The organism is Mesorhizobium sp. M8A.F.Ca.ET.165.01.1.1 (assembly GCF_004792065.1).
GTDB lineage: Bacteria > Pseudomonadota > Alphaproteobacteria > Rhizobiales > Rhizobiaceae > Mesorhizobium.
On record NZ_SRTH01000008.1, the window covers coordinates 89220 to 101971 of the forward strand.

The 12752-nt window shown below is 63.6% G+C and carries 13 protein-coding genes and 1 other RNA gene; 11 read left to right on the forward strand and 3 right to left on the reverse strand.

Annotated elements, in window-relative coordinates:
- Positions 1-45 precede the first annotated feature (45 nt).
- Both EN808_RS21420 and EN808_RS21425 read left to right on the forward strand, forming a co-directional pair.
- A complete protein-coding gene (locus EN808_RS21420) occupies positions 46-774 on the forward strand; it encodes a 3-deoxy-manno-octulosonate cytidylyltransferase (RefSeq protein ID WP_127870716.1) in 729 nt (242 codons plus the stop codon).
- Positions 775-783: 9 nt separating this feature from the next.
- Positions 784-1647, forward strand: a complete 864-nt coding sequence (locus EN808_RS21425) for a prephenate dehydratase (RefSeq protein ID WP_135916848.1) — start codon at positions 784-786, stop codon at positions 1645-1647.
- Position 1648: 1 nt separating this feature from the next.
- Here the strand turns inward: EN808_RS21425 and EN808_RS21430 are convergent, their stop codons facing one another.
- Genes EN808_RS21430 through EN808_RS21440 form a run of 3 tightly spaced genes read right to left on the reverse strand, consistent with a single transcriptional unit; the run spans position 1649 to position 3389 of the window.
- Entirely contained in the window at positions 1649-1948 is a 300-nt protein-coding gene (locus tag EN808_RS21430) for a Dabb family protein (protein ID WP_135916849.1), read from the reverse strand.
- A gap of 27 nt (positions 1949-1975) precedes the next feature.
- Entirely contained in the window at positions 1976-2917 is a 942-nt protein-coding gene (gene nudC / locus EN808_RS21435; RefSeq protein WP_127870717.1) for an NAD(+) diphosphatase, read from the reverse strand.
- 52 nt (positions 2918-2969) lie between these two features.
- Positions 2970-3389, reverse strand: coding sequence for an HIT family protein (locus EN808_RS21440; RefSeq protein WP_127280298.1), 420 nt, complete (start codon positions 3387-3389; stop codon positions 2970-2972).
- A gap of 144 nt (positions 3390-3533) precedes the next feature.
- On the opposite strand from EN808_RS21440, the gene ffs reads away from it, so the two are divergent.
- The 9 genes from ffs to EN808_RS21485 all read left to right on the forward strand — a co-directional run bounded on the left by ffs (position 3534) and on the right by EN808_RS21485 (position 12579).
- Positions 3534-3630, forward strand: an RNA gene (gene ffs, locus EN808_RS21445) — signal recognition particle sRNA small type.
- A gap of 102 nt (positions 3631-3732) precedes the next feature.
- Positions 3733-5562 (forward strand): DNA polymerase III subunit gamma/tau, encoded by a 1830-nt coding sequence (locus EN808_RS21450; protein WP_135916850.1) that lies wholly within the window; start codon positions 3733-3735, stop codon positions 5560-5562.
- 31 nt (positions 5563-5593) lie between these two features.
- Positions 5594-5917 (forward strand): YbaB/EbfC family nucleoid-associated protein, encoded by a 324-nt coding sequence (locus EN808_RS21455; RefSeq protein ID WP_127280300.1) that lies wholly within the window; start codon positions 5594-5596, stop codon positions 5915-5917.
- A 13-nt stretch (positions 5918-5930) separates the two neighbouring features.
- Positions 5931-6338 (forward strand): hypothetical protein, encoded by a 408-nt coding sequence (locus EN808_RS21460; RefSeq protein WP_127280301.1) that lies wholly within the window; start codon positions 5931-5933, stop codon positions 6336-6338.
- 227 nt (positions 6339-6565) lie between these two features.
- Positions 6566-7585: a cell wall hydrolase gene (locus EN808_RS21465; RefSeq protein WP_135916851.1), complete on the forward strand. Its 1020-nt coding sequence runs from the start codon at positions 6566-6568 to the stop codon at positions 7583-7585.
- A 90-nt stretch (positions 7586-7675) separates the two neighbouring features.
- The gene (gene recR, locus EN808_RS21470; RefSeq protein WP_127280959.1) at positions 7676-8281 is read left to right on the forward strand and encodes a recombination mediator RecR; all 606 of its coding nucleotides are present in this window, start codon (positions 7676-7678) and stop codon (positions 8279-8281) included.
- 25 nt (positions 8282-8306) lie between these two features.
- Positions 8307-9593: a lytic murein transglycosylase gene (locus EN808_RS21475; protein WP_135916852.1), complete on the forward strand. Its 1287-nt coding sequence runs from the start codon at positions 8307-8309 to the stop codon at positions 9591-9593.
- A 262-nt stretch (positions 9594-9855) separates the two neighbouring features.
- A complete protein-coding gene (locus EN808_RS21480; protein ID WP_135882896.1) occupies positions 9856-11499 on the forward strand; it encodes an ABC transporter substrate-binding protein in 1644 nt (547 codons plus the stop codon).
- Positions 11500-11517: 18 nt separating this feature from the next.
- On the forward strand, positions 11518-12579 hold the full coding sequence (locus tag EN808_RS21485; protein ID WP_127278745.1) for an ABC transporter permease: 1062 nt from the start codon (positions 11518-11520) through the stop codon (positions 12577-12579).
- Positions 12580-12752 lie beyond the last annotated feature (173 nt).

The window sequence follows — 12752 nt, forward strand, 5'->3', positions numbered from 1 at the left end:
TTTGCCACTTTTCCTTGTCCTCTTTTCGAACGCCTCGCCAGACCGATGTCCACCTTGATCCTGATCCCGGCCCGCATGGCCTCGACCCGCCTGCCGGGCAAGCCGCTGGCCGACATTGCCGGCGCCCCGATGATCGTCCATGTCGCGCGCCGCGCGGCCGAAGCCGGGCTTGGCCGGGTGGTGGTGGCGACCGACACGCAAGGCGTGGCCGAAGCGGTGCGCGCGCATGGTTTCGAGGCGGTCATGACGCGCATCGACCATGAATCGGGTTCCGACCGCATCCACGAAGCTCTGTTGGCGCTCGATTCCCGAGGCGAGGTCGAAACGATCGTCAATGTGCAGGGCGACCTGCCGACCATCGATCCCGGCATCATCGCCGCGTCGCTCAGGCCGTTCGAGGACGCCGCGGTGGATATCGCCACGCTCGGCGTCGAGATCGTCCGCGAGGAGGAAAAGACCAATCCCAACGTCGTCAAGATCGTCGGGTCGCCGCTGTCGGCCACGCGGCTGAGGGCGCTATACTTCACCCGCGCTACCGCGCCCTGGGGCGAGGGGCCGCTTTATCACCATGTCGGCCTCTACGCCTATCGCCGCGCCGCGCTCGAGCGTTTCGTCGCCCTGAAGCCGTCGCCGCTGGAGCGCCGCGAGCGGCTTGAGCAGTTGCGGGCACTGGAAGCCGGCATGCGCATCGACGCCGAGATCGTGCAGTCGCTGCCGCTCGGCGTCGACACGCCTGAAGACCTGGACCGCGCCAGGGAAATCCTTTCAAACTGAGATATCGGCATGCCTGAAAAGACCAACAGAATATCCTTCCAGGGCGAGCCCGGCGCCAATTCCGACACCGCCTGCCGCAACGTCTATCCCGCGATGGAGCCGTTGCCGTGCCCGACCTTCGAGGACGCCTTCAATGCCGTCGAGACCGGCAAGGCCGATCTCGCCATGATTCCGATCGAGAACACCATCGCCGGACGCGTCGCCGACATCCACCACCTCCTGCCGGAATCCAGGATGCACATCGTCGGCGAATATTTCCTGCCGATCCATTTCCAGCTGATGGTGCTGCCCGGCGTCAAGCGCGACGAGATCAAGACCGTACACACACATATCCACGCGCTCGGCCAATGCCGCAAATACATCCGCAAGAACGGCTGGAAGGGAGTGGTCGCCGGCGACACGGCGGGCGCCGCCAAGATGGTCTCCGAGGTCAAGGATCGCACCATGGCCGCGCTGTCGCCGGCGCTGGCCGCGACGCTCTACGGACTCGACATTATCGAGGAGAATGTCGAGGACACCGACAGCAACGTCACCCGCTTCGTCGTCCTGACCAAGAGCAAGCAATGGGCCGAGCGCCCGTCACCCGACGTCAAGATGATGACGACCTTCATCTTCCGCGTCCGCAACGTGCCAGCCGCGCTCTACAAGGCCATGGGCGGCTTCGCCACCAACGGCATCAACATGACCAAGCTGGAGAGCTACCAGCTCGGCGCCTTCACGGCGACGCTGTTTTACGCCGACATCGAGGGCCATCCCGACGATCCGCTGGTCAAGCTGGCGCTGGACGAGCTTCGCTTCTTCTCGCGCGAGGTCCGGATTCTCGGCGTCTATCCGGCCAGCGAGTCGCGCGAGCAATGGAAAGTGGCGGATTGAGCTACCAGCCCAGCGGCACGTAGTCGATTTCCATGAAGGTCTCGACCTCCGGCACCCAGCGGTCGCGCACGAAGGCGACATGGTCGGGATGGTCGTTGTACCTGGTGTAGGCGGCCTGGTCGGCGAACTCCATCGAGAAGCCGAACTGATAGTCGTTCATGGGGCTGACCTGCCGCAATTGCTCGAAATGCGTGACGCCCCGGATCGCCGAGAGGATTTTCCTGGCGTCGACGAGAAACCGCTTTTCCTCCAGCGAGTGCGGCGGATGCTTCAGCGTGAAGACGACGGTGTGACGGATCATTTGTCTCTCCTGCAATGACTTCGATGACTATTCGCTGTCGACCCAGGCGCGGATGAGGTGATGCGCGATGGCGCCTTTCGGCGGGGTGACCAGCGTGTCGGGATGCGTGCGGTCCAGCATCAGGCGAACCTCGTCGCGCAAAAACCAGCGGCAATCCTCCAGTTCGTTGAGGTCGGCCTGGATGTCTTCGTTGAGCGGCTCGCCGAAGCATCCGATCATCAGCGAATAGGGGAACGGCCAGGGCTGGCTCGCGTGGTAGACGACGCGGCCGAGCCGGATCCCGGCCTCCTCCAGCGTCTCGCGGCGCACCGCCGCCTCGATCGTCTCGCCGGGCTCGATGAAGCCGGCAAGTGCCGAATACATGCCCGGCGCGAAGTGCCGGCCACGCCCGAGCAGGCATTTGTCCCGCGTCGCCGTCAGCATGATCGCCACCGGGTCGGTGCGCGGAAAATGCTCGGTGCCGCAATTCGGGCAATGGCGCTTGTAGCCGCCCGCCCGCATCTGCGATTGCGTGCCGCATTTGCTGCAGAAGCGGTGGCTGGCGTGCCAGGCGAGCAGGGCCGCCCCTTGTGCCATCGCGCCGGCGGCGGCCTCGTCGATCAGTCCTTGCATATAGACCGAGCGGTAATCGATCGCCTTGACGGTTTCGGGCAACTGTTCGGCATCGATGCCGGCCAGCACCGCCAGCACCGGCCCCTGTTCGGAAAACCCGAGCAGGACGCCCTGGTCGAAGGAAGGGCTGAAGGGATCGCTCTCGGCGATGCGGTACCAAGGGTCGAAACCGCCATCGGCGAGTTTCAGGTAGAGCCGGCCGCCATTCATCAAAAGCAGCCGTGTCGTCGGATCGGCCAGCGCCTTGTCGACCGAATCGTCGGCGCGGTTCTCGGATTGCCGGTCGATCGTGTTGCCGGCAAAGCCGACGAACTGGCTCGGCTCGCGCACGGGCGCGTCAAACAGGCGAAAGCTCATATGGACTCTGGTGCTTTGGGATGGACATGCTTGGGATAGACACAGGGAAGGCTTATAGCGCTGCCCTTATCGTTTCGGCAAACCGGCGCAGGTCGGAGCGCTGATAGGGCTCGCGCAGGCCATGCCCCCACACCGGGCCGGGCCAGCCGGGATCCCCCTCGGACCGTGCGACGATATGGATATGCAGTTGGCGCACGATGTTGCCGAGCGCGCCGGTGTTGATCTTGGTGCAGCCGCTCACCTTCTTCAGCGCCTGCGCCACCATATTGGTCTCGAAGGTCAGCATCGCCTGGTCGAGCGGCGTCATGTCGTGGATCTCCTCCGCGCCCGGCCGCTGCGGCACCAGGAGCAGCCACGGCCAGCGGCGGTCGTTCATCACCCGCAATTCGCACAGCCCAAGCCACATCAACTGCTCGCTGTCAGCCTCCAGCCGGGCATCCAGCGTGAATCCGGCCTTCAGGCCCGGCAGCATCGGCGTTTCCCTTGCTTTTCTTGGCTTCCTCAAACCCTGAACGCTAAAGCGGCTGCATCGGGGCTGCAAGCGAATCTCGCGGTTCGCGGTGCCGATTTGCCTGCGCACTTGCATTTCGTCGCGCAATTGCCGATATGGACAGCGGGAGGTTGGTGGTGGACGATCCACTCGCCAACCGGGTCAGGTCCGGAAGGAAGCAGCCCTAACGAGCCCGGAACGGGTCATTGTTCCAGCCTCCCACCTCATCGGCCCTCCTCGCGACATTGACGACGCATTGCAGCGCGGGCGAGACTATGCGCAGGAATCGGCGCTTTGGGCGCGGCCTTTTGGAGCTTAACGGCGAATGAGCGAAGCCGGAAATTCGGGGCCCGATAGTTTGGCGACAGGCAAGGCCGCGGCTTACCGCGTGCTGGCGCGAAAATACCGTCCGTCGAATTTCTCCGAGCTGGTCGGCCAGGAGCCGATGGTGCGCACCCTCACCAACGCCTTTGCCACCGGCCGCATTGCCCAGGCCTGGATGCTGACCGGCGTGCGCGGCGTCGGCAAGACCACCACCGCGCGTATCCTGGCGCGGGCCCTGAATTATAAAACCGCCACCGTTGACCAGCCCTCGGTCGACCTCGCCGTGCTTGGCGAGCATTGCCAGGCGATCATGGAAGGCCGCCATGTCGACGTCATCGAGATGGACGCCGCCTCGCACACCGGCATCGACGACATCAGGGACATCATCGAGCGCGTGCGCTATGCGCCCGTCTCGGCCCGCTACAAGGTCTACATCATCGACGAAGTGCACATGCTGTCCACGCAGGCCTTCAACGGCCTGCTGAAGACGCTGGAAGAACCGCCGCCGCACGTCAAATTCATCTTCGCCACCACCGAGATCCGCAAGGTTCCGATCACGGTCCTGTCACGCTGCCAGCGTTTCGACCTGAGGCGCATCGACGCCGGTGCACTGGTCGCGCATCTCTCCTCGATCGCCGGCAAGGAAGCCATTTCGGTCGACGACGACGCTCTGGCGATGATCGCGCGCGCGGCGGAAGGTTCCGCCCGCGATTCGCTCTCCATTCTCGACCAGGCGATCGCCCATGGCGCCGGCTCGGTCAGCGCCGAGGCCGTGCGCGCCATGCTGGGCCTGGCCGACCGCGCCCGCATCGTCGATCTGTTCGAACATGTGATGAAAGGCGATGTGGCGGCGGCGCTCGGCGAATTCCGCGCGCAATACGACACCGGCGCCGATCCGGCCGCCGTGCTCACCGATCTGGCCGAGTTCAACCATCTCGTCACCCGGCTGCGCTTCGTGCCGACCGCGATGGACGATGCCTCGCTGTCGCAGGACGAGCGCCAGCGCGGCGCCGATTTCGCCAGGGCGCTGTCGGTGCGCGTGCTGTCGCGGACCTGGCAGATGCTGCTCAAGGGCATTCCCGAGGTACAGTCCTCCAACCGGCCGGTCAGTGCCGCCGAAATGGTGCTGATCCGGCTGGCGCACGCCGCCGATCTGCCGACATTGGACGAGGCGCTGAGATCGCTGGAGAGCGGCGCCTCGGCAACCGGCGCCGCGCCACGCCCGAACGGCGCGCCCGTTAACCCCGGCAATGGCGGTGCTGGCGGCAATGGCGCCAGCGCCGTGGCGCAGGCGCGCATGCCTGGCGGCTCGGGCGGCGCACAGACCATGCGGCTGGTCGAGGCCACGCCCGCTCCGGCCGCCTTCGTCGCGCCCCCGCAGCCGGCGCCGGAGACGCAAGCCGTACCGCTGAAATCGCTGGCCGACATCGTTGCCCTTGCCGACGCTCAGCGCGACGTCGCCTTCAAGGTGCTGGTCAAGCGCTGCATCCGTCTGGTGCGCATCGAACCTGGCCGCATCGACGTCGGCCTGACCGACGATGCGCCCAAGATGCTGCTCAACGAACTGACGACGAAACTGCGCGCCTGGACCGGCCGCAGCTGGCTGGTGTCGCTTTCCAAGGAGGAGGGCGGCCAGACGCTGGCCGAAATGGAATCGACGAAACGTGAAAACGCTTTCCTCGATGCCAGGAACGACCCGACAGTCGCCGCCTTCCTGACCCGCTTTCCCGGCGCCAAGATCATCGATGTGCGCATTCCCGACACGCCTGATGCCGAGGCGAGCGAGGCCGAAATGCCGGTCGAGCCGCCGGCCGATGACGACGAACCCTGATATCCAGCACTAATCCGCAAAGGATCGGACCATGAAAGATCTTCTCGGCCTGATGGGCAAGGCGAAGGAAATGCAGGCCAAGTTCCAGGCCATGCAGGATGAGATCGCGACGGTCGAAGCCGTCGGCCAGGCTGGCGGCGGCCTGGTCAGCATCATTTTGAGCGGAAAGTTCGACATCAAGTCGCTGAAGATCGACCCGTCTTTGTTCAAGGAAGACGAGGTCGAAATCCTCGAGGATCTGATTCTTGCCGCGCACAATGACGCCAAGGCCAAGGTCGAGCAGATCATGCAGGAAAAGACCAAGGCGCTGACCGCTGGCCTGCCCATCCCGCCAGGAATGAAACTGCCTTTCTAGCGCTCGGTGCGCCATGATCGACGAGCCGTCCGAAAGACTGATCGAGCAGCGTATCCGCAACAGGATCTACGAGATTCTGGAAATCCTCGCCGATTGCGATGCCGGTGTCGATCTCGTCGGCATCAAGGGCTACTTCAATCTCTTCGAGGATTTCGTGCACCGCCCGTCGATCGAGGCCGGCACGTCGGCGCTTTCGAAGGACGAACGCGCGATCGTGCTGGAAATCGCCGAATTCCTGGAGGCGGCCTCCGAAACGAATCCTGATTTCACCAAGGCCGAGTTCATCGACAGCGACTGGCCAGGCAAGATCGCGCCGGCGGCCAGGGAGGCGCGGGCGTTGTTTCTCGGACGGGGCCTGTTTTCAGAGAAGGTCGAAGAGGTCGAACCCGGTCGGTCGGCGGCAATCGCCGCCGGGCGATAGGCTTTCCCGCGAAAGGCGCATAGCGTTTCCCCAAGGGAATTGCGGCGAAACGAAGAGAGAGCGGTCATCGTCTGTGTGAAACGACGGCTCGATCTATCTGGAAAGCCTCAATTTGTGTCAATTCGGCAACAGTCTGCCGTTAATAACGTTTTGGCCATCATTTTGCCCGAAAGTGTCTCATTCTTGCCGCAGCCTGGGGGCGGGCATTGAAGTGAGAGGGTTACCTGTTGATCGCCACGCGATGGAAGACGCCGCTGTTGCTCGGCGTCGTCACGTCTCCCCTTTTCTTGGCCGCTTGCAGCCAGACCACCTCGCACGGCATGTCGGTTGCCAGCCTGACCGACGCCATCACGCCGAGTTTCCTGAGTTCGCGCGCCTACAGTCACACGCCGAAGGACAGGGAATGCCTCGAACGGGCGATGTTCTTCGAATCCAACCGGTCGAGCCGCGATGGCATGATCGCCGTCGGCACGGTGGTGATGAACCGGCTGCGCTCGGGCAACCACGGCAGCACCATCTGCCAAGTGGTGGGTGAACCCGGGCAGTTCGCGCCGGGCGTCATGACCCGATCGATGAATTCGCGCGCAATGCCCGATGTCGAGGAGGCCGCCGACGCCGTGCTCAAGGGCGAGCGCAAGGCCAAACTCAAGAACACGATGTATTTCCACACCGCCGGTCTGCGCTTCCCCTACAAGAACATGCACTACACCATGGTTGCCGGCGGCAATGCCTTCTATGAAAAGCGCGGCCGCAACTGGCAGCCGCTGCCGGATGAACCGACGGTTGCCATTGCCTCGGCCGAGCAGCCAGCCGCCTTGCCAGGCGTGCCTGCGATGCGCGTCGCTTCCGCCGAGCCCGTACCTGCGGCCAAGACATCCGCTCGCACCGCTCCAGCCCAGCAGGTCTACATGACCGCCGCGGCGGAGCCGGCACGCCCCGGCAAGACGGCAACCGCCCGCACCGCTGCGGCCCAGGAGACCTATGTCACTGCGTCCGCGGCGCCGACGGCCAAGTCCGCACGCGTCTCGGCGAAGCCGACACTGGTCGCCATGCAGGAGCCGATGGAGGAGCCGGATGTCGCTCGTTTCGGCGGAACCTTGACCGGCGGGACCTCGAACAAGAGGGTGATCTCCTCGGTTGAGGGCGAGCCACAGGAAGCGGCGATGGGCTTCCAGTCGACGCCTGAAAACACCGACGCGATAGGCGCGATGATCGTCAGCCAGGGCCGCCCGCTCGAAACCAACTGATGCGTGTCGCAAACCCGCAATGGCAGGATGGCGGGACATTCGCGGACGCCGGATGTTTCAAAGCGCTCTGAAAAATCCTAGATCAGGGCGATGTCCAAGCGAATCGCCGGTCCCGAGATCGAACGCCTGATCCAACTCCTGGCCAAGGTGCCGGGGCTTGGCCCCCGTTCGGCCAGGCGCGCGGCACTGCACCTGATCAAGAAGAAGGAACAGTTGCTGTCGCCGCTCGCTGCCGCCATGGGCGAGGCCGCCGACAAGGTGCGCATCTGCTCCACCTGTGGCAATGTCGACACCTCGGATCCTTGCATGATCTGTACCGATCCACGCCGCGATGCCGCCACCTTGATCGTCGTCGAGGACGTCTCGGATCTCTGGGCGCTGGAGCGGGCGGCGGCGATGAATGTGCGTTACCACGTGCTTGGCGGCACGCTGTCGCCGCTCGACGGCATCGGCCCCGATCAGCTCAACATCCGCTCGCTGATCGACCGCATCGCCGGCGGCGAGGTCAAGGAACTCATCCTCGCCGTCAACGCGACGGTCGAGGGCCAGACTACCGCGCACTACCTCACCGATCAACTCTCCGGCTTCGAGGTCAAGATAACACGGCTGGCGCACGGCGTACCGGTCGGCGGTGAACTCGACTATCTCGACGAAGGCACGCTGGCCGCGGCGCTGCGCTCGCGAACGGCGTTTTGACACGATTGCGGAGAGGATGCGCACGATGATTGCCACGCATCTTTCGAAGCTGGTGGTGCACGCTACAGAACGCGGCTTTCGCAAGTTCAGCTTTGCATTCTTTCTTGCAGCGCTCTTTGCCCTCATCGCTGCCCCCGCGTTCGCCTCCAAGATCGACGACCAGTTCAGGACCTGGCTCCAGACCGATCTCTGGCCCGACGCCAAGGCGAAAGGCATTTCCAAAAATACGTTCGACGCCGCGTTCAACGGCATCAAGCCCAATCTCAATCTCCCCGACCTTGTCATGCCAGGCGAGAAACCGAAGACGCCGCAGAAGCAGCACCAGGCCGAGTTCGGTTCTCCCGGCGCCTATTTTGCCGAGAAGACGGTTCGTGCGGTGACATCGGGCGGGCGCACCCGCGAGGCCGCCAATGCCCGCACGCTTGCCGCGATCGAAAAGCGCTATGGCGTGCCGGGCGAAATCCTTCTGGCGATCTGGGGCCGCGAGACCGGCTTCGGCGCGGCGAAGATGCCCTACGACGCCTTCGAAGTGCTGGGCACCAAGGCGTTCATGTCGACGAAAAAGGATTTCTTCCGCACGGAACTGCTGGCGGCGCTGGAAATCGTCCAGCGCGGGCTGGCCCCGGTCGGCGCGATGAAATCGTCCTGGGCCGGGGCGCTCGGCCAGCCGCAATTCATGCCGACCTCTTTCCTCGAGCATGCCGTCGATTTCGACGGCGACGGCCGCGTCGACATCTGGAATTCGACGCCCGACGTGCTGGCCTCGATCGCCAATTATCTTGTCCATTATGGCTGGGTGAGGGGACGCGGCTGGGGTTTCGAGGTGATCGTGCCTCAGAGCGTCTCCTGTTCGCTGGAGGGCCCGGACCAGGGCAAAAAGATCTCGCAATGGGCCGCCATGGGCATTGAGCGCGTCGGCGGTAAAGCCTTCCCGGCGAGCGAGCTGAAGGCGGAAGGTTTCCTGCTGATGCCGGCCGGGCGCAGCGGCCCAGCCTTCATCGCGACTCCCAATTTCTACGTGCTGAAACAATACAACACCAGCGACCTCTACGCGCTGTTCATCGGCCATGGCGCCGACCGCATCGCCCATGGCGATCAGAATTTTTCCGGTAGCTGGGGTCCGGTCGGCGATCTCCACCGCTCCGACATCGCCGCCTTGCAAGGGGCACTGGAAGCCAAAGGCTATGATGTTGGCAGCGCCGACGGCCTGCCCGGCTTCAAGACCCGCCGCTCGATCGGCAGATGGCAGGAAAAGAATGGTCAGGCCGCCACCTGTTTTCCCGATGCCGGCCTGGTCGCCGCGCTGAAATAGCATCGAATTTTAGCAGATTTTTCCCGATCCCCGGCATCATTTGGCCGGCGCATGCGTCGACACGCCGCTGTGTATTCTGATCCACTGAGGCCGTCTCGCAAATCCTCGTTGCCGGGCTGGGAGTCGCCGGATAAGGTGTTGACCAACTGGACAAAAACCACGACGGTAGCGAGTCAAGGGCTTTCATTGGAGCCCTGAAAGAACACCGCAACCCTGAGCCGGGAACTCAGGTCAACAAACAACAAAACAGGGAACAATCATCATGATGATGGAAAAGCTTGCTCTACGATCCCGCATCTTGCTGGCGGGCGCCGCCATGTCGGCGCTGCTTCTGGCCGGAGCGCCGGCTGGCGCGGTCACTCCCGCCGACACGCTTGTCGAAGGTTTTGCCATCGACGACATCATCTCGATGGATCCGGGCGAGGCGTTCGAGCTGTCGACCGCCGAGGTCACCGGCAACACCTATGATCTTCTTGTCCGCCTCGACCTCAGCGACACCTCCAAGGTCAAGCCCGATCTCGCCGCAAGCTGGACCGTCTCCGACGATGGCCTGACCTATACGTTCAAGCTCAAGCCGGGCCTGAAATTCGCCTCAGGCAACCCGATCACCGCCGCCGACGTCGCCTGGTCGTTCGAGCGCGCCGTCAAGCTGGACAAGAGCCCCGCCTTCATCATCGGCCAGTTCGGCATTAGCGGCGACAACGTCACCGAAAAGGCCAAGGCGGTCGACGACACCACCTTCCAGTTCACCGTCGACAAGGCCTATGCGCCAAGTTTCGTGTTGAACTGCCTGTCGGCCACCGTTGCCTCCGTTGTCGACGCCAAGCTGGTCAAGGAACATGTGGCGGCGGTCACGCCGAGCGCCGACTACAAATGGGACAACGATTTCGGCAATGCCTGGCTGAAAACAGGCTATGCCGGCTCGGGCGCCTTCAAGCTGCGCGAATGGCGTGCCAACGAGGCCGTCGTCCTGGAACGCAACGACAATTACTACGGCGAAAAGGCCAAGCTCGCCCGCGTCATCTACCGCAACATGAAGGAAAGCTCGGCGCAACGCCTGGCGCTCGAAGCCGGCGATATCGACGTTGCCCGCAACCTCGAACCGAACGACCTCGACGCCATCGCCAAGAACGCCGACCTCACCTCGACCAGCGCGCCCAAGGGCACCGTCTACTACATCAGCCTCAACCAGAAGAACCCGAACCTCGCCAAACCCGAGGTGCGTCAGGCCTTCAAATATCTGGTCGACTATGATGCGCTGGGTTCGACCATCCTCAAGGGCATCGGCGAGATCCACCAGACCTTCCTGCCCAAGGGCGTGCTGGGCGAACTCGACGAAAACCCCTTCAAGCTCGACGTCGCCAAGGCCAAGGAATTGCTGGCCAAGGCCGGCTTGGCGGACGGCTTCAGCGTCACCATGGACGTGCGCACCGGCCAGCCGACCACCGGCATGGCGGAATCCATCCAGCAGACGCTCGGCCAGGCCGGCATCAAGCTGGAGATCATCCCTGGCGACGGCAAGCAGACGCTGACCAAATACCGCGCCCGCAACCACGACATCTATATCGGCAATTGGGGCCAGGATTATTTCGATCCGAACTCCAACGCGCAAACCTTTGCCTCGAACCCGGACAATTCGGATGCCGGCAAGTCCCACACGCTCGCCTGGCGCAACAGCTGGGACATTCCGGATCTGACCAAGCAAACGGAAGCAGCCCTGCTCGAGAAGGACTCGGGCAAGCGCGCCGATATGTACAAGGATCTCGAGAAGAAGATTCTCGACACCAGCCCGTTCGTCATCATCCACCAGCAGCTGGAAGTTGCCGGTCTGCGCAAGAACCTCAAGGGCTTCGCGCTCGGTCCGAGTTTCGACACCAACTTCGTCGGGCCGGTCTCCAAGGAATAGTGTTCGCGGACACGCCGCATGAGCACGATTGAAAACGAAAGCGGGCGCGGCAGCGCCCGCGCCGTCGCCCTTGCATCATCGCTCGGCCGCTTCCTGGTCATTGCGGTGACGACCTATCTCGGTCTTCTCGCGGTCACCTTCTTCATTGGCCGCGTCATCCCGATCGACCCGGTGCTGGCCGTGCTCGGCGACCGGGCACCCGCCAATGTCGTGGAGCGAACGCGCCGCGAGATGGGCCTCGACCTGCCGTTGATCGAGCAGTTCTACATCTATGTGAAACATGCGCTGAGCGGCGATTTCGGCATCTCCGTGCTGACCACCAATCCCGTCATGACCGACATCCGCCGCGCTCTTCCCGCAACGACGGAACTGGCGACATTGGGGACACTGATCGGCGCGCTGTTCGGTGTGCCGCTCGGAGTGCTGGCCGCGGTCAAACGCGGTAGCCTCGTCGATCAGATTGTGCGCATCATCGGCCTGATCGGCTATTCCGTGCCCATCTTCTGGCTGGGCCTGCTGGCCCTGGTGCTGTTCTACGCCAAGCTGCAATGGGTGGCCTTCCCGGCTCGGCTCGACGTCGTCTACGAATACACTTTCACGCCGGTCACCGGCTTCTACCTTCTCGACTCCGCGATGCAGGGGCAGTGGGATGTCTTTTACGACGCCTTCCGTCACATCATCCTGCCGGCCTCGCTGCTCGGCTATTTCTCGCTCGCCTATATCAGCCGCATGACACGCTCGTTCATGCTCAATGAACTCGCCCAGGAATATGTCGTCGCCGCGCGCGCCAAGGGCCTGTCGGAAACCCGCATCATCTGGGGTCATGCGCTGCGCAATGCCGCCGTGCCGATGGTGACCGTGATCGCGTTGTCCTATGCCGGGCTGCTCGAGGGCTCGGTGCTGACCGAGACGGTCTTCTCCTGGCCGGGCATCGGCCTCTACATCACCAACTCGCTGCAGAACGCCGACATGAACGCCGTGCTCGGCGGCACCATCGTCATCGGCTCGGTGTTCATCGGCATCAACCTCCTGTCCGATCTTCTCTACCGCGTGCTCGACCCGAGGACGAAGACAGGATGAGCAGAGGTATCGCGCTTTCGGGCTTGGCTGCGGCAAATCACCCCCACTCCGGCCCTTCGGGCCACCTCTCCCCCTGTCCGGGGGAGAGGAAAAGGCAGCCGCACGCCTGGCGCCTTTCCTCTCCCCCGTCGAGCGGCGCAGAGGTGGTCTGCGAAGCAGACCGGAGTGGGGGT

Coding starts and splice junctions, on each gene's coding strand:
- EN808_RS21420 (WP_127870716.1), top strand. CDS start 46: ATGTCCACCTTGATCCTGATCCCGGCCCGCATGGCCTCGACCCGCCTG.
- EN808_RS21425 (WP_135916848.1), top strand. CDS start 784: ATGCCTGAAAAGACCAACAGAATATCCTTCCAGGGCGAGCCCGGCGCC.
- EN808_RS21430 (WP_135916849.1), bottom strand. CDS start 1,948: ATGATCCGTCACACCGTCGTCTTCACGCTGAAGCATCCGCCGCACTCG.
- nudC (WP_127870717.1), bottom strand. CDS start 2,917: ATGAGCTTTCGCCTGTTTGACGCGCCCGTGCGCGAGCCGAGCCAGTTC.
- EN808_RS21440 (WP_127280298.1), bottom strand. CDS start 3,389: ATGCTGCCGGGCCTGAAGGCCGGATTCACGCTGGATGCCCGGCTGGAG.
- EN808_RS21450 (WP_135916850.1), top strand. CDS start 3,733: ATGAGCGAAGCCGGAAATTCGGGGCCCGATAGTTTGGCGACAGGCAAG.
- EN808_RS21455 (WP_127280300.1), top strand. CDS start 5,594: ATGAAAGATCTTCTCGGCCTGATGGGCAAGGCGAAGGAAATGCAGGCC.
- EN808_RS21460 (WP_127280301.1), top strand. CDS start 5,931: ATGATCGACGAGCCGTCCGAAAGACTGATCGAGCAGCGTATCCGCAAC.
- recR (WP_127280959.1), top strand. CDS start 7,676: ATGTCCAAGCGAATCGCCGGTCCCGAGATCGAACGCCTGATCCAACTC.
- EN808_RS21475 (WP_135916852.1), top strand. CDS start 8,307: ATGATTGCCACGCATCTTTCGAAGCTGGTGGTGCACGCTACAGAACGC.
- EN808_RS21480 (WP_135882896.1), top strand. CDS start 9,856: ATGATGATGGAAAAGCTTGCTCTACGATCCCGCATCTTGCTGGCGGGC.
- EN808_RS21485 (WP_127278745.1), top strand. CDS start 11,518: ATGAGCACGATTGAAAACGAAAGCGGGCGCGGCAGCGCCCGCGCCGTC.